At 46.0% G+C, this 23108-nt stretch carries 15 protein-coding genes; 4 read left to right on the forward strand and 11 right to left on the reverse strand.

Annotated features, from left to right (window positions below; translation table 11 throughout):
• Position 1: 1 nt before the first annotated feature.
• Both QMA13_RS35910 and QMA13_RS35915 read left to right on the forward strand, forming a co-directional pair.
• Entirely contained in the window at positions 2–1012 is a 1011-nt protein-coding gene (locus QMA13_RS35910) for a FecCD family ABC transporter permease (RefSeq protein WP_282938592.1), read from the forward strand.
• Positions 1009–2019, forward strand: a complete 1011-nt coding sequence (locus QMA13_RS35915) for a FecCD family ABC transporter permease (protein ID WP_282938593.1) — start codon at positions 1009–1011, stop codon at positions 2017–2019. The genes QMA13_RS35910 and QMA13_RS35915 overlap by 4 nt, the downstream gene beginning before the upstream one ends.
• 183 nt (positions 2020–2202) lie before the next feature.
• Here the strand turns inward: QMA13_RS35915 and QMA13_RS35920 are convergent, their stop codons facing one another.
• The 5 genes from QMA13_RS35920 to QMA13_RS35940 form a co-directional block, all read right to left on the reverse strand.
• A complete protein-coding gene (locus tag QMA13_RS35920) occupies positions 2203–2841 on the reverse strand; it encodes a histidine phosphatase family protein (RefSeq protein WP_282938595.1) in 639 nt (212 codons plus the stop codon).
• A 115-nt stretch (positions 2842–2956) separates the two neighbouring features.
• On the reverse strand, positions 2957–4171 hold the full coding sequence (locus QMA13_RS35925; RefSeq protein WP_282938597.1) for a chromate transporter: 1215 nt from the start codon (positions 4169–4171) through the stop codon (positions 2957–2959).
• A gap of 148 nt (positions 4172–4319) precedes the next feature.
• Positions 4320–12035, reverse strand: a complete 7716-nt coding sequence (locus QMA13_RS35930; RefSeq protein WP_282938599.1) for a pectinesterase family protein — start codon at positions 12033–12035, stop codon at positions 4320–4322.
• A gap of 375 nt (positions 12036–12410) precedes the next feature.
• Complete coding sequence (locus tag QMA13_RS35935) at positions 12411–13961, reverse strand: extracellular solute-binding protein (RefSeq protein WP_282938601.1); 1551 nt, start codon at positions 13959–13961, stop codon at positions 12411–12413.
• Between the two features lie 2 nt (positions 13962–13963).
• Positions 13964–16351 carry a helix-turn-helix domain-containing protein gene (locus tag QMA13_RS35940; RefSeq protein WP_282938603.1) on the reverse strand — a complete coding sequence of 796 codons (2388 nt, stop codon included), beginning with the start codon at positions 16349–16351 and terminating at the stop codon, positions 13964–13966.
• A gap of 282 nt (positions 16352–16633) precedes the next feature.
• Here QMA13_RS35940 and QMA13_RS35945 point away from each other — a divergent pair, with 282 nt between their 5' ends.
• The gene (locus QMA13_RS35945; protein WP_481858269.1) at positions 16634–17098 is read left to right on the forward strand and encodes a sigma-70 family RNA polymerase sigma factor; all 465 of its coding nucleotides are present in this window, start codon (positions 16634–16636) and stop codon (positions 17096–17098) included.
• Positions 17095–18279, forward strand: coding sequence for a DUF4179 domain-containing protein (locus QMA13_RS35950; protein WP_282938606.1), 1185 nt, complete (start codon positions 17095–17097; stop codon positions 18277–18279). The genes QMA13_RS35945 and QMA13_RS35950 overlap by 4 nt, the downstream gene beginning before the upstream one ends.
• Before the next feature lie 30 nt (positions 18280–18309).
• Here QMA13_RS35950 and QMA13_RS35955 read toward each other — a convergent pair whose 3' ends face one another.
• The 6 genes from QMA13_RS35955 to QMA13_RS35980 all read right to left on the reverse strand — a co-directional run bounded on the left by QMA13_RS35955 (position 18310) and on the right by QMA13_RS35980 (position 23086).
• Positions 18310–19053 (reverse strand): uracil-DNA glycosylase family protein, encoded by a 744-nt coding sequence (locus QMA13_RS35955; protein ID WP_282938608.1) that lies wholly within the window; start codon positions 19051–19053, stop codon positions 18310–18312.
• A gap of 171 nt (positions 19054–19224) precedes the next feature.
• Entirely contained in the window at positions 19225–19581 is a 357-nt protein-coding gene (locus QMA13_RS35960) for a nucleotide excision repair endonuclease (RefSeq protein WP_282938609.1), read from the reverse strand.
• Positions 19582–19717: 136 nt separating this feature from the next.
• Positions 19718–21283 (reverse strand): M56 family metallopeptidase, encoded by a 1566-nt coding sequence (locus QMA13_RS35965; protein ID WP_282938611.1) that lies wholly within the window; start codon positions 21281–21283, stop codon positions 19718–19720.
• Between the two features lie 71 nt (positions 21284–21354).
• A complete protein-coding gene (gene blaI / locus QMA13_RS35970) occupies positions 21355–21732 on the reverse strand; it encodes a penicillinase repressor BlaI (RefSeq protein WP_282938613.1) in 378 nt (125 codons plus the stop codon).
• Between the two features lie 143 nt (positions 21733–21875).
• The gene (locus tag QMA13_RS35975; RefSeq protein ID WP_282938615.1) at positions 21876–22574 is read right to left on the reverse strand and encodes a YjjG family noncanonical pyrimidine nucleotidase; all 699 of its coding nucleotides are present in this window, start codon (positions 22572–22574) and stop codon (positions 21876–21878) included.
• Positions 22575–22618: 44 nt separating this feature from the next.
• A complete protein-coding gene (locus tag QMA13_RS35980; protein ID WP_282943702.1) occupies positions 22619–23086 on the reverse strand; it encodes a DMT family transporter in 468 nt (155 codons plus the stop codon).
• Between the last annotated feature and the right edge of the window lie 22 nt (positions 23087–23108).

Genomic DNA, 23108 nt, shown 5'->3' on the forward strand with positions numbered 1-23108 from the left:
TATGAGGAATGAATCCGAACGTCCCGTTTCTTTTGTATACAAATGGATTGCTGGATTGATTTGTTTTGTGGCGATATTTGCAGTGGCTATGGTGTTCGGGGCAGCAGATACGACGCTGGGAGATGTATGGATGGCATTGACCTCCCATGCCACGGGCGAAAAGATCTTGCTGCTTCGCGAAATCCGCCTACCACGTGAAATTGCAGCCATCTTTGTTGGCGCAGCGCTAGCTGTCTCCGGTGCAATCATGCAAGGCATGACACGCAATCCCCTTGCAGACCCGGGTCTGCTCGGATTAACCGCAGGTGCCAACGCAGCGCTTGCGGTAACGATAGCATTCATCCCTTCCGCCAACTATTTCTATATTATGTTAGCGTGCTTTGTCGGAGCGGCTGTTGGATCGAGCCTGGTATTCGGCATTGGTGCCATAAGAAAGGGCGGCTTCTCTCCGCTCCGCATTGTTTTAGCAGGGGCTGCTGTCTCCGCTTTTCTTTACGCCATTGCAGAAGGTATCGGACTTGCCTTTAAAATTTCAAAGGACGTATCCATGTGGACGGCTGGAGGTATTATCGGGACGTCCTGGGGGCAGCTTCAAGTCATTGTCCCCTTTATTGTGATTGGGATCATCATTGCTCTGATCCTGTCTCGACAATTAACCATCCTTAGCTTAAGTGAAGAAGTCGCTGTCGGTTTAGGTCAGAAGACTTTGAGAGTGAAAACCATCTTGTTTATCGTCACGATTTTGCTTGCTGGCGCTTCCGTAGCCTTGGTCGGAAACATGACATTCATCGGATTAATGATTCCGCACATCGTGCGCGCTATTGTCGGAAAGGACTACCGATTTGCAATACCTATGTCCGCTCTAGCAGGAGCTTCCTTCATGCTTCTGGCCGATACTCTCGGCCGTACGATCAATGCCCCTTATGAAACTCCAGTGGCAGCCATTGTGGCTATACTGGGTTTACCGTTCTTCTTGTTCATAGTGCATAAAGGGGGCAAAGCATTCTCATGATCCATCCGGCTATAATCAAAAAACAGCGACTTATTCTGTGTATCTTATTAGTTCTTATCATCATTACGATTGTTATTGGAATGGGCTTGGGATATTCCAAGCTATCCTATAACCGGCTGATCCCGACACTGCTTGGTCAAGGTACGTTCAAAGAGGATTTCGTGCTATTCTCCGTTCGACTGCCAAGAATCGTCATTACCCTGCTTGCTGGCATGGCACTTGCAGTGTCCGGTTCCATACTACAAGGAATAACCCGGAACGATCTGGCTGACCCAGGCATTATTGGGATTAACTCTGGAGCCGGCGTCGCTATTGCCGTTTTCTTTTTGTTCTTCCCCGTACAAGTAGGCGCCTTCGTCTATTTGCTACCTCTTGTTGCTTTTATTGGCGCTAGCCTGACCGCATGTCTTATCTATGCATTTTCATACAACAGGCAAACCGGTCTTCAACCCGTCAAATTGGTATTAACCGGGGTTGGTTTTTCCATGGCGCTCTCTGGTCTGATGATCGTTCTAATTTCTTCTGCCGAACGTGCCAAAGTCGATTTTATCTCCAAATGGCTCGCCGGCAATATTTGGGGGGCAGATTGGCCTTTCATATGGGCTATTCTGCCGTGGCTGGTTATCCTTATCTTTTTCGTACTGTACAAGGCCCAACGACTGAATCTGCTGGCGCTTAATGAGCCTGTAGCCATAGGCGTGGGTCTATCAATCAATAAAGAACGGCTCGTCCTGCTGTTAACCGCAGTTGCATTGGCCGCCTCGGCTGTCTCCGTTACAGGAGGAATCGCCTTTGTTGGACTTATGGCCCCTCATATTGCCAAGGCTTTGGTCGGTTCACGACATCAATTATTCGTTCCCATCGCTATTCTTATTGGTGGCTGGCTCCTATTATTCGCCGATACGATCGGGCGGCAGGTTGTCGGCCCTGATGGCATTCCAGCGGGCATTATGGTTGCATTGATCGGAGCGCCCTATTTTATGTATCTGCTATTGAAAAAAAAATAATGGCTTACAAGAGAAAACCAGCCCGAACACCGAAGTGTTGGCTGGTTTTTTGTCATGACGACGCCTCAACAATGACCAACGCAACGTTTCGAATATATTGGAGAAGCATTTTGTTCGGCCCGAAAATGATAACCTTCACTAGGCGCATATTGCGCACTCCAGAATGCCTGTAATTTCTTTTCGTCACCGTAAACTCATAAGCTCAGCTAAAGTAATTTTGCCTACGACTTCATATCCTTTGCCAAGCCCTTTTGGTTTTACAACCACTGTACCTAAGTTGGATATTTCACCTAAACCCACCCCTCGAGGGAAACTGTGTGAAATAATGACCTGGTTGGTTCCTACAGGCGGTTCTTTCTCTAACACCGTAGTCAGCACAGCTAAAATACGATTCTGTTCTTCTGAGCTCAGATGTCCGCCTAGGTTGTAAATGTTAATCCAGAATGGATCGACTTGAACATGGTCTTGTCCAAAAGCGAGCTGCGCCGTTTCCCTTGTTCGGCAGAATGGACTTGCCAGTACCAGAGATTGTACAGGAATTCGCAAATCTCGAATCGTCTTCCCGAAAGTTACGGCTTGACGCTTTCCTTCCTCAGATAAATTTCTTTGAGTGGAGCAATCACTGAAGACGACACCTGGCTGATCATCCCCTACCGTTGCATCTCCGTGCCTGACATACAAAATATACCCACCTTGACGAAGCGAATCTAAAAGCGTCGAATTCACGGGCGCTGCTTTTATATCACCTTCAATTGCCCAATCCATTTGTACCGGAAAAAGCAGGAGGAAAGAAAGGATAAGCAAACAAAACATCCTTTTCATCACCCTACCCCCTTTCACTAAGAGAACTTATATTTAGTTGTAGTTTGCTCCATATGGTAAAAATTAAAACGGATAATGAACGCTTGTTCGTCCATTACCCGTCAATAGGAATTTACTATATGAAACCCAATAGCATTCCACCCGCAGCACCTGTGAGCACAATAACCCATGGAGGAAGCTTCCAAAAGACCAGCATGGTAAACAAAATGACTGCTACAGCAAAATCCATTGGTTTTAAAATGGCAGTAGTCCAGAGGGGATTATATAAAGCAGCTAATAACAACCCAACCACAGCTGCATTGATGCCTACCAACGCTCCTTGGACTTTGGAACTGTTTCTTAGCCCATTCCAAAAAGGAAGCGCACCGACAACTAGCAGAAATGCCGGAAGAAAAATAGCGACTGTAGCAACGATCGCTCCCGGTATGCCTCCTGCCATGGCCCCGAGATAAGCTGCGAATGTAAACAATGGTCCTGGTACTGCCTGCGCGGCCCCGTATCCCGCCAAGAAATTCTGCTCACTTACCCACCCCGTTGGAACAACTTCCTTTTCCAGGAGTGGAAGAACCACATGACCGCCGCCGAACACTAGTGAGCCTGAACGATAGAAGCTATCGAACATAGAGAGCCATTCGAGTCCCCCCCACTGTCTCAAAAGGGGCAGAACAAAAAGAAGAGTGAAAAATAAACTTAGGCAGATTACGGCAAAAGTTCGACTTACTGTGATATGAAGATGAGGGGCCTCAAGCTCCGGTTTCTTTCTATAAAGCCATAAGCCGACAAGCCCGGCCGCAACAAGGATAAGGACTTGACTATAAACCGTTTGCCAGGCTAACGTAATCGCTGCAGCAATCACCGCTATAGTAGCCCTTTCCCGATCAGGCGCAAGCTTTTGGCCCATTCCTAGAACAGCATGAGCTACAATGGCTACAGCTACGATTTTTAGACCGTGAATCCATCCTGCATTCCCTATATCATAGTCTTGTAACACGAATGCAAACGCCACCAACGCAATGACAGATGGTAGTGTGAAGCCTAACCATGCAACTAAGCCCCCAAGCAATCCCGCCCTTACCATACCGATCCCGATACCAACCTGACTGCTCGCTGGTCCTGGGAGAAACTGACAGAGTACTACTAGATCCGCATAACTACGTTCATCCATCCATTTTTTTCGGTTTACGTACTCGTTATGAAAATAACCGAGGTGCGCTACCGGTCCCCCAAAGGAGGTGAGTCCCAATTTTGCAGATACACACAGCACTTCAAACAGAGCAGCAACCTTCCCCTTCTGCCCATCTATTGATGTATGCTGATGATTCAGTTCCATAAAATTCAGGGTCTCCTTTTCCAAGTTTACGTTTGTTAATTCGTTTTATTATACCATATGCTGGTAGGTTGCTTCTTATTGGTTCCACAAAAAATAGAGGCTGCCCCTCGTCTTTAGACATTGAGGGACAGCCTCTTCTTTATACATTCTAGTTAATTAGCTGTTCATATTGCAGCAATCGTTTCAACATAACGGCCGCTTCAGCACGGCTCGCCATGTCATTCGGCACGAACGTGTCGCTAGTAACGCCGTTGATAATGCCTGCGTTCACCGCTTGAGCTACCGCTTCCTTAGCCCAGCCGCTAACAGATGGGGCATCAGAGAACTTGGACAGGGCTTGTTGGCTGCTGTCTGCTTTTTTCCCTGCAACGCCCATAGCCCGCGTCATCATGACAGCCATTTGTTCACGCGTAATGTTGGCTCCCGGCTGGAAGGTGCCGTTCTCAAAGCCATCTACCAAGCCTGCTTGGCTTGCAGCGCCAATCGCTCCAGCGAACCAATCGCTTGCTTGAACATCGCTGAACTTCACCGAAGTGGACTCCGTTAAACCAAGAGCGCGTACGAGAAGCGTCGCGAATTCTGCCCGCGTAATCTCGTGCTGCGGTGCAAAGCTGCTGTCTGTCATTCCGTTTACAACCAGCTTAGAGGCGAGTAAATCCACATCGGCTTGTGACCAATGTCCTTTTAGATCATCGAACGTTTTGGAATACTCAACAACCGTATACATACTGTTGCCCGGACGCTTTAATTTAGCTTGGGAAACGCCGCTCGATGTGCTGAAAGTCGCTGGTACAAAGCTGAACTTACCTGTTACCGGATTGAACAGCACAGCTGTCGTTTTCTTTGGATCAGGTTCTTTGACTAGATCCAACGTGCGGGTGATGTAGAGAGTTCCAAAATCGGTAATTTGAACTTGTTTACCGCTGCTATCTGCAGCCGTAACCGTGAAGTCTACTGCTGGAACCAAAGGATTCAAACCTTGTTGTTTGGCCTTCGCTTCCATCGAAGATAATGTTGTTCCGCTAACTTTCTCAATCGAAATAATGATCTTCACATCTTTAGCTGCTGTACCCAGCTTGCTGGCAAGAGCCGCTAAATCTATCGCTTTCAATGGCAGATCATAGGAAGCACCGCCGTATTTCAACGAAATGATCGCTTTTGGAGCCTTAGAGATGAGGTCAGCGATCGACTGGGATGGAATTTCCAGTTTGCCGATTGCCTCGTTATTTCCCTTCACTTCGATAGAAATTCGTGGTTCTGCTGCTCCACCTGATGCTTTGAGCATATCCAGAGCTTGAGTTAATGCTGCGCCTTCCAGCGTAGCCTTAGCTGCCGCTTTACCATCTGCAGTCTTCTCGCTCACTGATTGCAGATTGATAATCAACGAACCATCCTTAGCCGGTTCTACGGTGACGGTTGGTGTTGTAACACCCGACGTACTACTGCCCCTCGAACCACCGCTCTGGGTATAGTACGGGGTTGCACTCACTTCCGCTGAATTCGAGCTTTCGCCGCCTTTATTAACAGCTATTACCACATAGTAATAAGTGGTGAAGTTCGTTAAGCCCATATCCGTGTAACCTATGCCTGTCACGTTTGTGGCTATCGTCGTGTACGCGCCACCTTTTGTCGTGCTGCGTTTCACGTTGTAATAGGTTGCTTCCGTTACGCTGTTCCATTGCAGACTCACCTGCCCGATCGCTGGCGTTGCGATTAGGCCGCTTGGCGCTGCCGGTTGTTGTACCGGATTGACCGGTGCTGTCGGTGTTGCGTTCACTTCCTGCGTATTTGCACTTTCTCCGCCTGCATTGGCTGCACTAACTACGTAATAGTACGTCGTTCCATTCGTTAAGCCCGTATCCGTATAAGATGTACCTGTCACGTTTGTCGCTATCGTCGTGTATGCGCCACCCTTTGTAGTGCTGCGTTTCACGTTGTAATAGACTGCTTCCGTTACGCTGCTCCACTGTAAACTCACCTGCCCGATCCCTGCCGTTGTGATTAGACCGCTTGGCGCTGCCGGTGGTTGTACAGGAGTGACCGGTGCTGTCGGAGTTGCGTTCACTTCCTGTGTATTTGCACTTTCTCCACCTGCATTGGCTGCACTAACTACGTAATAGTACGTCGTTCCGTTCGTTAAGCCCGTATCCGTGTAACTTGTGCCTGTCACGTTTGTCGCTATCGTCGTGTACGCGCCGCCTTTTATCGTGCTGCGTTTCACGTTGTAATAAGTAGCTTCCGTTACGCTGCTCCATTGCAGACTCACCTGTCCGATCCCTGCCGTTGCGATTAGATCACTTGGCGCTGCTGGTGGTGCCACTTGAACTGGCAGTGTATTTTCCGCACCTGCTTGTGATTTGACGATACTAGGCACATCAGCTGTCTTATCGACTTTGGTGAACAGCGTTGGCGTCCAGTTAACCGGACTCAAGCCACCTTTGCTTTGCGCTATATTCACTGCCACTCCATTAAGTATGGAACCTGTATCCGTAAACTCTGTTCCGCCTGCCGATACTTGGATTAATGATTCCGGAGTTGTCCCCTCATCTTGCATGAAATAGTTGTTTTGAGCAACGATGTGCGACTCGAGTCCTACACCAATTGCGTATAGGAACGGATAGTTAGCATTATTGAGGGTTCCCTCATAATAGTTGTTATAAAGATGAACCTGACCAAAACGAACCCGCGGTGCGCGCTGCGTCACATTCTGGTAATAGTTATGGTGGAACGTAATTCTCTCTTTACCACGATCATCCGTATAGCTGTCGCTTCCTCCAACTAGGGTGTTTTTATCATGATCATGGAAGTAGTTATAAGAGACCGTGATCAAATCGGATGAATTCGTAATGTCCAATGCGCCATCATGCTGCTGGTATTGACGTCCAAAATATTTGATGTTGTAATCATCACGATTATTCCCATCACTAAACGTATTGTGGTCAATCCATACATGTTGAGCATTTTTCACTGTAATATTATCAAACGCAGAGTTCCAGTTACCCGTAGTTCCATCCGTCGGATCCCACTGCGGGAAATAATCGAACGCATTTTGGAAGTCGATATTACGGACGATGACATTGTCTACATTCTGAATCATCAGGTTCCCACCGAGAATCTTGGCATTAGAGCCCGATAACCCCACAATCGTCGTATTTGCGCCCACGTTAATTTTGATTTTGTTACCTTGATTTGTTTCTGAAACGGCACGCGCCGTCTCCAAAGCTCCAGATGGAACACGCACTCCCCAAACCGCCGGATCGTAGGCAGCCAGGTAAGCTTGCAGATCATAAGCTGGATCTTTGTAATAATCCATACCTACCGGATTGTCGTTATCATCTACATTCATGTCGACAGTACCCTTAACATAGATGATTTTCGGTGTAGCATTGGATGCATTCGAGCTATTGTTTCCACCAAGCGCTTTAATGAGTTCACTTCGTTTGGTTACGGTAAAAATATTCGCCGCAGATGCTTTTGAGCCTCCCGTCGTTCCCGTGGTAAAGGAACCCCAGCCATCATTGACAGCAAGCACCTGTTTTCCAAGGTCGGATGTTGTATCCGTATTGATCACGTTGATGGTTACAGGAATCGACGTCGTTCCAAAGTTGAAGCTCAACGTTGTAATTCCTTCCTGAAGCCCCGCAAGATAAACCTTGCTAATTGTAACTACATTGCCTGTCACCTTGTAATCTGAGGCCGCAAGAACCGTAGCTCCATTCGTAATGCTCTTCAGAACATCTCCATTTAACTGAAGCGTCACATGAATGTCCGCTTGATTAACGCTATTTTTGTCAAAATTTGAAGATGTGACGGACACCGCCGGCGAATAGTTAACGTTAGGCATGATAACCGGGATAGAAGGATCCCAATCCGTAAAAATTTGCGGGATCGTCAAGCTGGCTTCCTGTCCTGTCAGCTGTGTCGAAAGCTTTCGAGCGGACGGGTTCGCTCCAGTGCCATAGCTGTTATACTCTGAGAAATAGTTGGTTATGCAGCTTCCGGCACAAGCGGCAACCCAGCCCTCGTTAAGGAACTTCTTGGAGTCAATCAGCGTATTGATAAAGCTGACTCTCGCATAATCTTTCCAGCCCCGTCCTAAATCGTAAGTACCGGATGCAGAGGCATCGTCAACGATTTGTGAATTAAAGAATACATAGCCTTTATCGGTCACATTTTTTTGTGCTCCTGCTGTAATATGACCGCCGCCGCCGGAATTGCTGACGAGGACCATTTTCACATTGTCCATAACAACAGCCGGAGCTTCTCCGAAGATAAAGTCCACATCACCTTGAATGATACTGTTGTGGAAATAATGGCGTCCTTTGTTGCTCCCATTTAAGCCGTTATACAGAGTATCTTGATAGCCTTTCAACTTAACCGACTCGAATGATGCCTTGTCGCTGTATAAGGAGAGAGCTACCGCTTGTGCGACTGCCGAACGTGGACCGGAACTGTTCTCGATTGTCAGTTGTGCAGCTGTAAAGTTATCTCCCGTAACCTTCACGGTTTGACTTAAAAAGGTGTTGCCCGTGTGTCCCGGCTTCCCTGTCGTTGAAGATGTTCCAGCGTAATCACCGTACACGATAATGGTTTTGTCTATGCCATCCCCAACAAGGCTTACGTAAGGTCTATCTACGGTAAGCTTCTCTGTGTAGGTTCCAGCCTTGATATAAATGACGGTTCTTTCCGTATTCGATGTTGGAACTACATTCACAGCACTCTGAATCGTGTTGAAAAGCTTTGCGCCAAACCCCGAGCTGGCAGATGTGGCAGCCTGATCAACCGTAAGCACCTTTGCCGGTAAAACGGTGATTTCATCCGTTAACGGACCGGCTCCGCTTGCATTAGAAGCTGATACAACATAGTAGTAAGTCGTTCCGTTGGTTACGCTCTTATCTTCATACATGGTTTGATTTGTTGAAGTAAGAGTCGTATAAGGTCCGCCGCTCGTTGTTGCTCTTTTCACCGTATAGCCAGTTGCTCCAGCTACTTTATCCCAAGAAAGACTTGCACTGCCTTCGGCAGCAAGCGCTTTGAGGCCTGTCGGCACAGCAGGTGCGCCAGCGACAGCTGCATAAGGAGTAACCTTGAGTTGGTTGGAGATCATGCTCTCCTGAGCTAACTGTTCATCCACCACGTGACTTGCAACAACAGCATAGTAATAGGTCTTGTCATTAGTTACGTTTGCGTCTGTAAAGCTAACTCCATTCACATCTTTTACTGTCGTATACGGCCCGCCGTTCACTGTGCTTCTTTTGACACTGTAGTACGTTGCATCCGTAACCGAAGTCCAGCTTAAATCCACCTGGTTATTTCCAGGCACGGCGCTTAATAACGTCGGTGTTTCTAACGGTGCCGCTGGAGCAACCTTGAGGAGCTTGGAGCTCGGACTTGAGCCGCCCATGTTCGCAGCTATAACTTGGTAGTAGTACTGCGTATCGTTGGTTAAATTTTTATCCAGATAGGTTGTCCCGGTAAGCTTCTGAGCCACAGTTATGAAAGGCCCCTCCGGATGGGTGCTTCTAAGAAGCGTGTAAGTAGAATCCACCGGCTTTTTGTCCCCATCAATGCCTTGGACGGAGCTCCAGTTCAAAGTAATTTGACTGTCCCGAATATCGATCTGCCCGAAAGTAGGAGCAATTGCAGGTGGCTTAACATCATTTGGATAACCATAAGCCTCATTCGATTTGTCGCTCTCCCCATTCGCATTGACGCCTGTCACTACATAGTAATAATTATTTTTGTTCACTAGACCCGTTGTATCCGTATAAGTAGGTGACGTTACATTGGCCGCCACACGGGTATAAGGACCTCCGACTGCTGCACTCCTGTAGACGTTATAAGAATCTACTCCGCTCGCTGCATTCCAACTCAATATGACTTTTTGGTTGGCTCCTGCCGTGGTCAGATTTTGTGGAGTAACCGCAGCTTGCTGATAAACCTTCACATTGTCTATATACATGCTACCTGTGGAGGAACCCGCCGTTCTTGACTGAATTTTGGCGATATTGGTGTCCTGCGTACTAAACTTGAAGTTTCCTCTGTAGACTCCGTTGAAATATACATCTACTGTGTTCGTTCCTGTATCGGCAACAAACTTCAGATTGTACCAGTTCACGGTGTTATTGGAATTGACGGTTTCGAACACATTCAGATTCGTAACGCTAAAAGAAAGCACCGTTTTACCTGAGCTGTCAATCAGCTCCAATGGGTAGGAATCACCGATAACCTTTGGCTGCATAAAGCTTAGCTCGGCCGTCAGACCGCTTTTGCCTGATACCGGTGTGAAGGAATTCGTAAAGCCCCCTCTTCGGCCCGAATCGGCATTATCGTTGATCCATAATACATTGGTCGAGTTGCCTGTGACTGTCGCCGACTTGTTGTTGGCCGGTGCCACTTCCGATGGCGAATAATATTTATTGGTCAAATTGCTGTTGTTAATGACAGTCACATTGTTGATCTTTTCGTCTCCTGCATTAGCAATGGAAACATAGCCTGCGGGGGTATCGCCCAACGTGCTGGATTCGAAATTATCATTGATGAAAAACACACCCGGTTTTCCTGATACTTCACTCGAATTAGCGCCTTCACCAGCGGCATTGACGGCACTTATCACATAATAATAGGTAGTACCATTGGTTAAGCCGGTGTGAGTGAAGCTGGTACCCGTAGTCACATTAGTGATAAGGGTATATGGTCCTCCGGCTGCTGCGCTCTGCTTGACGTTATAAGACGTTGCTCCAGACACACTGTTCCAGGAAAGAGTCATTTGTTTATTTCCCGCTGAAGCAGCAGCATTCGTTGGTGCAGCCGGTCCTGCAGGTGCCGTTGTTGCCGTCGGTGTAATAGATACTTCATTGGAATATACGCTTGTGGATACTGAATTGGCTGCTGTCACGACATATTTATACGTCTGTCCATTCGTTACTGCACTATCCGTATAGCTTAGTCCGTTTACCGGACCGCTGTTTAATTTGGTGTATGGCCCGCCGCTAGCTGTACTGCGTCCTACATTGTAATAAACAGCATCCGTTACTGCATCCCAATTGAGCGTAACTTTATTGTCGCCAGCCGTACCGCTAAGTGTTGGAGCTTCCAAGGATACCGGTAAACTAGCTGTCAAACTGGATACCGCCGTTGTCGAAGCAGCGTTATAGGAATTGAGCAGCGTGATGCTGTCGAACGATGCGGTAGCTGCTTTACCCACGGCGAATCCAACATTAACAGCCTGAGTGGCTGTGACGTCGGTAATGCTTTTACCGTTTATATTGGTCCACGTAATGTTCATACCGTCAGAAGTACCCATGTCAAAATACACATCTGCTTTCGTACCATTCCATTGTTTCCGAATACGCATATAGCTTGGGGGTGTATCATAGGTTACATCGACACTTGAAACCTTGTAACCGGAATTGCTTGCCGAACCTCCGGCAACGGATTTAGTAGTAACATAAGGTTGAAATTTGTTCCCCGTACCGTAATAATAGCTGTACACAAAAGAACTGCCTTGATCCAATGTGCTCCGAACCAATACCCCTGCCTGAGCTCCACTAACATAAGGATAATTGGTTAGTTTGGCAATCAGAGTGAAGTCTCCGCTTATAGGAGTAAAAGCATATTGAAACTGCTCTGCTGTAGCAGTCTGATTCGTAATGCCATTCGATGCTGTGCTTGTAACCGTAAGCTTCCCTGTCGCCTTATCGTACGTATTTGTTCCCGTGGACCCGTTATAGCTCAAGCTGCTCCAGCCCGTAGGAAGTGAAGCTGCCTCTGCACTCGGTATACCGAGTATCGGGATATACGATGCCAGCAGTAAGAAGCACAGCATGATGCGTAATGTTTTTACCATAGTGCCTTTTTTCATGTTGTCTATGAGCCTCCTTAACCCTATTTGGTCTTGCCACAAATGTACCTTAGAATTTCCCACTCCTTTACGCGATGTGAACAACGCGACAAAGCCGCTCCTATCCCGTGCTCCTTTCCATGAAGATAGCAGCCTTGTCCACTGCTCCCCCATTATGCATCCCGCATTCTTTTCCCGACTATAATCATCTTGTCTGAAGGTAGTTGATTATCCCAGCAAGCTCTCATTACAGTCATATGCCGTTTTCAACCTGCCCTAGAGAAGCTTTTGGAGATAAGTTTTATCACCTTATACGGATGCTTCCTTATCCTGAACAAGAAAAAAAGCCCCTCAGAGGCTCATCACCTCCAAGGAGCTATCGTACTCATTTAACTTTTAGGGTATCATTTGTTTAATTTCAGCATATTCAATGTTCAACTCGTTGATAATTTGATCGCCGCCGCTTATGCGCCATCTGTCGACTTCTTTCGTGAAGCCTCGCTCATCTATTTTTCCTAAAATAAATTGATACGTAGCATCCGTAATGATCGTTTGCAGCTCCGCACCTTTTTCCGCCTGTGTCTGTGAAAATAAGGAGGTTGTCGGATCATTGACTGCCATCTTGGCATTGTCCTCAATCATGCTCTGAATCTTGTTCTGCATTTCGCTTGTTTCCTCAAGCTGCAAGTACCTAATATCGAAAGTTCGCAGCGCATTCGCATAAGGCTCTACTTCCTGCTCGCGCAAGGTTTGCGTATCCGGAAATATTTTAATCGTCTTCCGGTCATCGTTCAATCTGTAATGGCGGTCCTCTAGCCCGTATGTGAGTAGATTGTTGACATTCTCCGACAAAAGGCTGTTAAAAAAGCCAAGAACATCGCGGAGCTCAGCTTCATTTTTTATACTCGATTTAGGAAACAGAAACAGCCCACCGAAGCCGCTTCCTCCCCATATCCGCTCCCCTTTTGGCCCTTTAATCCTGTTCAGAATATCTACATCGGCATCTTTATTTACCTTCTGGATGCGGTATTGCACGGAAGAGGCCAGCACATTACTGATCATCATCCCGGCTTCTCCTTTAATGAAACGGTCCTCCTGCTGTACCTTGCTAGTGACGGTAAAATCGGGGTTAATCAATTTCTCATCATATAGTCTCTTCATGAATTTCATCGTGTTGAAATATTCGGATGTCATAAAATCAGGCGTAAGTTTCCCGTCTACAAGCCCCCAGCTGTTGGGAGTGCCGAAGTAAGAAGCTATATTTTTAAAGGCCCCGTATACAAGATCGTTGCGGTCGATTAGACCGTAGGTATCCTGCTTCCCGTTCCCATCCGGATCCCGATATGTAAAAGCTTGAAGTACCTCGTATAGATCCTCCATGCTTTTGGGCTCTTGCAAGCCAAGTCGATTCAACCAATCCTTCCGGAATTGAATCCCTTGTCTCGATTGCGGTCGCTCCCAATAAATTCCGTATGTTTTTCCGAAATAAGAAGCATTATTCATAATAGTCGGGTTCATAAACTTACTTATGAGAGGGTAGTCCTTCAAGTAAGGCCCAATTTCCCAGAACAAGCCGGATCGTATTCCGTTGACAATAGAAGGCTGCTTCACATCTACCGCCTTGACTTGCAGGACCTTGGGCATCGTGCCCGTAGCAATGGCTGCCACCATCTTGTCCGAATAGATCGTATCCGGTACCCATGAGATAGCAAGCTTCGTCCTTGTCATGGATTGAAGCTCCTGAAGGATCGTATCCTTGGGCGGATCATCCTGATTCAATACAAGCATAAAGCTTATTTCTGCAGCAGATGCTGCTGCCTTGCCTTTGTCCTTCTTACCTTCAAGCTTGGACGATGGCTGCAATGAGCAGCCCGCCGTTGTTAAGGCAAGCAGCAGAACCATGCCAAGGTTCAAAATATATCGTCTGGTGCTCCATCTGTTCCGCATGACTATCCCTCCATGGATGCTGAACCATTCGAATTGCCATCATCCTGCCGCCCCAATTCGCGGAATTTCCCTGGACTATAGCATTCTGTTTTACGGAAAGAGCGAATGAAGTTTTGGGAATTGTTGTAGCGCAGCCGCTCCGCGATCTCTTTTATCGGCATATCCGTTTCCATGAGCCACTTAATAGCAACCTTGTGGCGGTACTGAGCCAAATAAGCGCTGAAGGACACTTCCATGCTTTTGCGGAAAATGGTCGCCAGATAGCTTGAATTATAATGGAGACGGTCCGCACACGTATCAATCGTAATGTCAGTGTCAAATTCGTCATGAATCATCTGTACCATTTGCTTCGACAAGGAAAGATGTCTTACTTCGGTCTGCCCCTCAATCCCGTTCATGATAGGATCGATGATTTTGTCCATAAACCATGTTTCGCCAGACTCCGTTAGATTCAAGTGAAACAATTCGTCGAACAACGCCTGCTGCCGCTGCATCGGAATCGCCTGCCCCGTGACGCCATTGGCAAGACCAAGCATATTCATCAGCAAACGTACCGCATTAAACTGCATATCATAAGGATTTGGATTGCTTTGCTCAATTTCGTGTAATAGCTTGGGAAGCAGCGACCCGACCCGCTCCCTATCAACCAGCTTCACCGCATCAAACAGCTCTGATTGCAGAGCAAATGGATAAGAATAGTGGAGGACATGGTATTCACCCAAGTCGCCGAAGTAGCCGATACCTTCATCACCAAAGAAGGCGTGTCTTTTCACTGCCTCAACCGCTTCTTCATAGGCTCGGGGAATATCCGGCAAGCGCTGGTACGGGACACTGATACCGATGTTCACCTTTAAATTCAGCACCTCAGCCGCTGTTTGCTGAACGAGTCTTGCAGCTGCGTAGGCTTCTGATAAAAACAATTCCTCAGAACCCGCTTCGCCGGTCAAGACCGTCGTTTGTGTTCTGCCAAGCACGATAGGCTGCAGCCTTTGGTCAGCTCCAATGAGCTCCTCGACCATATTGTTAACTGCAAATAGCAGCAGATCGATATCCTTTTCCGAAAATCGGGTATTCTCCAGACTGCCGATTTGTAGGGCCAGCACATAGAAGCGCGAGAAATCCTGGCGCATGCCGAGGCTTTCCATCCGTTCGACAATCTCCCCCTCCTTCATGCCAAACAAGAACAGCTTGACCATCAAAAACGTACGCAGCAGCTCGGTCTGGCCCTCCAGCCTGCTTTCTAAGCGTCTTTTCGTATCAAATAACGTATGAACCTGCTCCCCTATCACTTGAATTTCATCCAACGATTTCTTGGAGGCTGTCATGCCCATTTGGGACAAAACCTCATTGTATATTTGGGCAATAGGTCGGTACAATCGCTTCGTCCACAGCAAGATCGCAATAATGGACAGCAATAACAGTCCGATGCAAATATACAAGGTGAACCAACCGATCTCCCGAGATGAACGGGTTAGTTGATCCAGTGTAACGACGGACACATACGTCCAACCGTTATAATCCGATTTGCGGTACGTAACCATAAAGGATTGGTGATCTATGTTCATGTTATACTGGCCTGTCCGCTCCTCGGGGAGCTGCCTTACGGATTGCCGCAGCGATTCGTCCAGACCTTCCAGAGTTACACCCTTATGTACAAATAAGCGTCTGTCTTGATCAAACAACAGTACGGCTTCATGATCTGCATTGACGGAGATCAATTGGCTCAAGCTACAGGCCGGAATTTGAATCATTGCGGTTCCGAGGCTCCTGTAAGCCGTAAGAGGAAGCTTTTTCAGCAAATTGACATTCGTCTGACAGTTGTTCACCAAGGATGATCGGATAGCGCTTTCATCAACCTGGTTGGCTGACGGCATAGCCGTTGGGATGCTAGCGTCTTTTGAACCGGATGAAGCTTTGGAACTTCCAATTTCCCAGACGGAGGGCGCGGCCGGATTAGGCATGGCCGATGTGTTTCCTTTTATCCAGGCATCCAGCCGATATAGGCCGTCATTTTTAATAAGCCAGTTGCCGGCCGTACTCCATATCTGGATATCATCTATCCCTGTATCGAGACGCTGAAGACTGCTAAGCTCTGTTTTCACCTGGGTATACAGTTGGAATTGATCTGGATTTAGCGGCTCATTGAGTGCCGTTTGAATAATTTTGGAGCCAAGGAAGTGAGTTGTCGCCTGATCTACTACCTTCAAGGAATGCTCCACGTTCATCTGCGTTTGCTGAAGGCTTAGCGCCGTTTCTTTATTCATTTTCTCCAGTACGACACCAGAAGACTTGATATAGGAAAATAAACCAAGCAGCACGACTGGCATCGTGGTAATAATAAAGCATAATAATACCCATCTCACATAATAACGGTTCGGCTGCTTCTTCATGTACTGTGTGTTCACCCTTTGTCTTGTTCAACCGGTGGAAGCGCATTCTGGCGATTATTTATCCTATTGTAACACATGCCACCACTGTCAAGAAGATACCATTTTACAGGGTTGGATTGTTGCATTTATTTCCATGTAACCTTTCTGTAGCCTGCAAGTTCTAATACATGTAAACAAAAAACAAGAGCACATTTACAAAAAAAGAAGGTGATTAACCTGGATTCGCATGTGGACATCGTTGTAAAAGCCCAAGCTGGTGACCGGGAAGCATTCATTCAACTCATGAGGGAACTGGAATCGCCATTATATCGAACGGCACGGTCGATTCTGAAACAAGAAGAAGACTGCGCGGATGCCCTGCAGGAGACAATGCTGAATGCTTTCAAGTCTATACATTCTTTAAGAGAACCCGCATTTTTCAAAACATGGGTATTCCGAATTCTTATAAACGAGTGTAACAAGATGTTGAAAAAAAAGGCACGATCCGTACCGTATGGTGAACTTCCTGATGTTCCGACCGTATCAGCCGATTATGAAAAAATTGATTTGTGGGAAGCGGTCAGCCACCTGGAGGAAGGTCAGCGTATCGTCATAGTTCTTCATTATTTTCAGGACATGCCCCTTAGTCAGGTTGGAGAAGTGCTTGATATTTCAGCAGAAGCAGTCAAGACCCGTCTGCATAGGGCGAGGAAGAAATTGCAGCATTTTTTTTCAAATCCATCAAGAAATGGAGCTGAGGCACGGTGAATAGTTCTTTAGACGATAAACTCAAAGAGGCTCAGGACATGCTGCCTGACCCAATGCCGCCAATTGTACGTTCCAAATTGGACGAAACTTACGAAATGATTAAGCAAATGGAGCTGCCTGTAAGGGGCAAGCAGGAGCCCGTAAGGAATAAAATGAGTTTGCTTAAGAAAGCCGGACTGTCCGCAGCTGCTGCAGCAGTATTAGGAACCGTCACTATTGGATCCGGCTTCGTATCGCCAGTCATGGCTGAAGCTTTAAAACAAATCCCGATTTTAAGCAGCATTTTTAATTTATGGGGGCAAAATAATGGAGATCCGGGAATTCAACAGGCTGACAACTACTTTACCAACGTCAACAAAAGTGTGACGCAGGGCGGTTTGACGATGAATATTTCAACCTCCGTTTTTGATGGCACCCGCGTTGTAATGGAATTAAATACTCCGGGCAATCGATTATATGTTGATCCTACAGCAGTAGACTCTCCTTCGACGAAAGGATCTGTTGAAAAGATCGAAGCTCTCTACAAGGGACAGCTTCTCGCAGTCGATTACGGAACTCTGGATATGGAAAGCTCCAATCATTTACTCATGGAAGTATCTGGAACCCTTCTTGAGCAAAGTCCCGATGACAGCTCTGCATTAAAGCGGGTTTCATTTCCGAAACGATTTGATTTGACCATGAATGTAAAACTAAAAGGTTATGAGAAACCCTTTCAGCTCGTCGTGCCGGTAATCCAGACAACCCAGAACACAGTATTAACATCCAAAGAGACCAAGTCTTTCGATAACATCAACTTGAAGATTAACAAGCTTGAGATGACACCACTCACAACTCAATTGGATATTAGCTATACAACCAAGCCAGGGCAAAATATCAACGATATGCTTGCCTCCGTTCCAGCCAAATATAAGCATGAAAGCGGCAGTTTCATAGCCCTTCACTACGATGTAGTGGATGATCAAGGCGTTTATCTCAAGCCTCTTGGCGGCTCGGCTTTTAGAGTAGAATCTATGCTTTTACGATTCGAGCCTTTCAAGACAATGCCTAAATCTGTAACCATAAAGCCTTACCTGATGCTATCAGATGGAGAAGCACCCGCCGGTGCAGTCGGAAGAGTAGAGCTTACGAATATATCCAAAGAGTACATTCCTGAGCTTGAATTTACATTACCTGTAAAATAGCTGTAATCGGCTTTACTTCGCGCGGCAGAACTAGAGAAAAGTCTTTATCCTCTTTTGCATAGATTCTTGATGGTAGGCAAACTGCTTGTGTCTATGCCCATTGGCCCCAGACGGGTGTGGGAACCCCCATAGACATTGTTCGGCAGTCAGCCTGCCTTCACTTACGAGAAGCTGAAGAATATCCTCTACCCTTTTTCCTAACGGTATGATGAGCGTATGCTTCATAATTTCAAGCTCATCCTGTACAGATGATGATAACGCATGTTTCATAAGGAATTCGCTTGATAACAGATTAGGATGAGTCCCGCTATAATTTTTCTTCTCAACAAAAACCGGATATCGCAACAAAGAGGTAGTATGCAGCAGTATTTTATGCTCCTCCTGAAACAATGTCCCGCAGGACGGTATGTTCAAATGCCGATGCAGATCAAGAGCATCCAGCATACGGATCAATTCATTCCTCATTGTACCCGCGAATCTTGCTGCCTCTTTTGCTTTTCTGCATATTTCCTCATCCAAAAGACCCTCTTCTAGGCCCCTTCTTGCCTCTTGAATGGCTATTCTCATTTGAGCCCAACCAGGTGTTAGCCCGACAATGACCACCTTGGCAGAAGGATTCATATACTCATTGTGCGGTGCATAGTACATTTCGAGTTTCCCGCTACGTTCCATTAAAAACTTGTCTACCAACAGCTCTTCTTTGGATAGAGCCGTGTCCTTAGGGAGGGAAAGTATCGCTGGTTTATACATTGGGAAATGGCTTGAAATCAGCATGCGTTACGCTCCATTATCATAATAACAGCTCCACTTGTTCAACTTACTTTTTTATACTTTTGGCGTTGTCATTAGCCTAGAGTCAATCCATGGACTAAACAGCAAGCCATACAAAAAAACAATAAGATCCTCCCTCCGCGGGACTTCACTTATTGCCTTTTAAGTATCCTTTTATTTGTACAGCACTTTCTCAATATTGTACTTTGCTTTTAATTTATTGATGATATAGGTCTCGTAAATTTCTCTATCAACGGGGTCCTCAACAATACAAACATCAATTTTAGTTACTTCATTCCTATGATCCTTCATTGGAGACACCGTATCTTCGAAATGCTTCTTAATTCTTGGTCTTAGCTTCCTAGCCTTCCCAACAAACAACAGCTCATCCTTGGCATTGTAAAACATAAAAATGCCGCCTTTTTCCCTAGAAATCAGGTGAAAATCCGTAAATCCGTAAATGTTGCTGAGCTCGGGGTTAATCTGTTTGTCAATGGAAACATCCGCTGCTGGAATTGTAATATTTATCAAGGTATGGTTCACTTCTTTCTTCTATTTAGAAGTAAATCTTATCACATAACTTGACCTAAAACCATGTTCTATGCTGGAAATGCTAGAGGAATCCGTTAGATTTCCAAAGTTGTTCTGCTGTCGTTTGAGGTAGAGCTCAGCCTGGGTCTTTTACTGCAGTATCCTCTTTAAAAAAGCTTCCATCGGACGCTTGAGCTGGTCTTGCCTTCTCCTCCGCTGCTGCTGAGCCTCGGCCTTCAGAAGGCACAAGACTTGGTTGTACTGCGGGTGCTGACCCTTGCTCCCTTACCGAGGGCACAGGTCTAGGCTTCTCTTCCGATACTGTTGTCCGTACACCTTCAGAGGGCACTAGTATCGGCTGCTCTGCCGGTGCTGATACTTGTTCCTTTACCGCAGGTACAGGTCTAGGCTTCTCTTCTGATGCTGTTGCTTGAACCCCCGCAGAAGGTGCCGGTTTCAACGTGTCACTCGGAGCAACTGGTAGTGGTGCTGGAGAAGTCTTTGGCTCCAGCTTATTATCGGAACCCGCTTGCCCCGTGGAAGCTACCTGTTTTGTTGCATCATCCTGTACTGTCTGCTGCTCTCCTGAGGCTGTCTGTTTTGATGTGTCATCCGAGACCTTTGACTGCTGTTCTACGGAATCGGCTCCAGCTGATTTTCCTTCGGAGACTGTTGAACTAGCCAATGGTGACGATGTCGGACTGACCTTGGGATTCGTTAATGTACAACCGCTTATGAAAACTATAGTCGCGATTCCAAGAAACGACCAGCGGTATGAATTCGATTTAAATTGTTTGATCATTCTAATTCTCCTTTGCAATTGTTTTTTGCTTCCCATAAGATTAACGTTTCCAATAGCTCGAGCAGGCTGCGAGAAGCTTTCCAACAGTTGGATGAGAGTGTACCCATAGTCTTGGCGTTTGTCAGGAGTCAGGCAGCTAAGCGCTAGAGCGTCGCTCGCAATTTCCTGGTCATCCCGCATTCGGCGATAACCATACCACAGAACCGGATTAAACCAATGAATAATAAGCAGTACATGCATGAACCAATTGACCCCAATGTCATTTCGCTTGCTATGAGCCAGTTCATGTAGAAACACATGACGCAATTGATCGTCGTTCAAACTGCTTGAAATATTACGTGGCAAGATCAACTGAGGTGCTATAAAGCCAAAAAGTGTCGGTGTTGCCAGATGGCGCGATTCAACAAGCGCGATAGGCTTATTAACCGCCATCATGTTTTTACATTGCTTGAACAGTTCGAGCATTCTTACATCTGTAATTGGCACCTTCTCTTTTTTCATCTTTTTGGCGAACTTCCTGTTGACCCAAACTGTGTAAATCCCCAATAAGCACACACCAATCAGCCATATAACAACAAATAGATTACGGTAAACAGACTGAGCGGTCGTTTCCTGTACATCAACTCCTGGAAGCATTACTTCCTGATTCATTGGTACATCCGAGTTAACAGAGTGGGTATAACCGATCCAATTATAAATACTGAATTCGCTCTCCGGGCCCCATGGCAGAATTAGCCGTAAAATAACCAGCAGCCACATTAAATAAAGCCATCTTGGTTTCAACCGATTCTTCAGTACTCGCTGCATCACCAGAATCAGCGCAACCAAAACGGTTGCCATGATCGAGACAGAGCAAACCCAATCGAAGAGACTCACAAGGGGTTCTGTTAATTGATTCACATTCACCCTACCCTTTCCTTAATCAAGTCGATGAGATAACAGCAGGCATGGTGCAAACACACACATCAGCTCTATCCTTTGGTTTTGTCATCCAGAATATTTTTCAATTCTTTTATCTCTTCCGGAGATAGCTGCTCTTCTTTCAAAAAGTTGACCAGTAAAGGCTTAAATGCGCCGCCGTAAATTCTTTTCAAGAAGGATGCAGTTTCGGATTTTACACACTCATCTTCAGACACTAATGGAAAATAGGCATATACCTTACCTTCTTGCGAGTAGGAAATAGCTTGTTTTTGGACAAGTCTGTTTAAAAGCGTTCTTATGGTCTTGGGTTTCCAATCCGTTTGATCTTCTAAAGCTTCAATGACCTCATTGGCCGTACTGGGTGATTTAGACCAGAGAATCTTCATTACTTCCCATTCCGCGTCCGAAATTTGGGGAATATGGTTCATCCTTTTGCCTCCTGACACTTATTGATTACATATGTAATACATTAATAATATTACAAGTGTAATCCGTTGTTGTCAAATCCAACATCTCAACACAAAAAAGCTGCTATCCGCATAAATCACGGATGCAGCTTTGGAAGCGTACTCTATACCCGCTCCACGTTCAAAATTCGATACAATTCATCTAACTTTTGTATTTCATAAATTGGAGCTATTTCCGTGTCATTAGGTTTCTTGGCTGGATTGAACCAACAGGTATCTAGACCCGCTAGCTGTCCGCCTTTAATATCCGCGCTTAAGGAATCACCAATAATTAATCCCTTATCCACCGCAAACCCTGGAATTCTGGCAAAAACATGATCAAAGTATTCCTTCATCGGCTTCTGATAACCCGTGTCCTCTGACACAAAAACATTTTTAAACAAAGGATACAATCCAGAATCACGCAGGCGTTTAATCTGTGTCTTGGAGACACCATTAGTCACAATATATAAATCGTATTTATCTTGAAGGGCAGATATTAATTCAAAAGCTCCAAGAACATGCTCGTGCCCCTCTTCCAAATAACTGCGATATTTCTGCTCCAACATAATACCATCAACCTCATGTCCATATTCCCTAAATAGCAAGGAATGACGAGTATTCAGTACTTCCTCACGATCTATCTTGCCTTCTTCAAAGGACTTCCATAGACCTTGATTTATTTGTTTATAATGAGCTTCGATTGCCGCGGTTAAAGGAACCTGTTGATCCTCGAATAGCAAGCGTAACGCTAATTTTTCGGCTGCTCCAAAATCCAATAAAGTGTCATCTACATCAAATAATAAAGTCTGATATTCTTTCATAAAGATCTCCCCATTTTTCTTATTATCATACTCGAACAACTAATCTAATTCATATAAGAGGACACTCGACCTCTGCGTCTCCCGCCAAATTTAAAAACAATAATACCCCCGACTATGACCAGCACACCTATCAACTGTTTAGGAGTAAACGGAACCTTATCCAGACCTAACCACCCTTGCGAGTCCCACAATAGGGCAAACCCGAGTTGAGATATCATAACGATAGAGATGGCAAAGGTTGGGCCTAGTCGTCTTATTCCCTCCATCAAACAGATTACCACACCGACTCCGATCAAGCCGCTGATCCAATACCAAGGCTTCATATTTTGCAAGTCCAGCATTTGCTTTCCTTCTATCATCAAACCAAGAATTAGTGAAGTCAAGGAGCCCATACCTAATACCATTGCGGTTGTTGCCCAAGACCCTGCACGTTCATTTACCTTGCTGTTAAACATATTTTGCAAACCAATTAGCGCACCTGCGATCAATGCCAATAACAGTCCTGGAAACATTACTTCACTCCCCCGCTTTTGA

This window comes from Paenibacillus sp. RC67 (genome assembly GCF_030020805.1).
Classification (GTDB): domain Bacteria; phylum Bacillota; class Bacilli; order Paenibacillales; family NBRC-103111; genus Paenibacillus_S.

Excerpts from the sequence above, each read along its gene's own strand:
- QMA13_RS35935 (WP_282938601.1), bottom strand. The coding sequence starts at position 13,961 with ATGCGGAACAGATGGAGCACCAGACGATATATTTTGAACCTTGGCATG.
- QMA13_RS35920 (WP_282938595.1), bottom strand. The coding sequence starts at position 2,841 with ATGAAAAGGATGTTTTGTTTGCTTATCCTTTCTTTCCTCCTGCTTTTT.
- QMA13_RS35910 (WP_282938592.1), top strand. The coding sequence starts at position 2 with ATGAGGAATGAATCCGAACGTCCCGTTTCTTTTGTATACAAATGGATT.
- QMA13_RS35975 (WP_282938615.1), bottom strand. The coding sequence starts at position 22,574 with ATGAAAGAATATCAGACTTTATTATTTGATGTAGATGACACTTTATTG.
- QMA13_RS35940 (WP_282938603.1), bottom strand. The coding sequence starts at position 16,351 with ATGAAGAAGCAGCCGAACCGTTATTATGTGAGATGGGTATTATTATGC.
- QMA13_RS35925 (WP_282938597.1), bottom strand. The coding sequence starts at position 4,171 with ATGGAACTGAATCATCAGCATACATCAATAGATGGGCAGAAGGGGAAG.
- QMA13_RS35915 (WP_282938593.1), top strand. The coding sequence starts at position 1,009 with ATGATCCATCCGGCTATAATCAAAAAACAGCGACTTATTCTGTGTATC.
- QMA13_RS35980 (WP_282943702.1), bottom strand. The coding sequence starts at position 23,086 with ATGTTTCCAGGACTGTTATTGGCATTGATCGCAGGTGCGCTAATTGGT.
- QMA13_RS35945 (WP_481858269.1), top strand. The coding sequence starts at position 16,634 with ATGAGGGAACTGGAATCGCCATTATATCGAACGGCACGGTCGATTCTG.
- QMA13_RS35955 (WP_282938608.1), bottom strand. The coding sequence starts at position 19,053 with ATGCTGATTTCAAGCCATTTCCCAATGTATAAACCAGCGATACTTTCC.
- blaI (WP_282938613.1), bottom strand. The coding sequence starts at position 21,732 with ATGAACCATATTCCCCAAATTTCGGACGCGGAATGGGAAGTAATGAAG.
- QMA13_RS35930 (WP_282938599.1), bottom strand. The coding sequence starts at position 12,035 with ATGAAAAAAGGCACTATGGTAAAAACATTACGCATCATGCTGTGCTTC.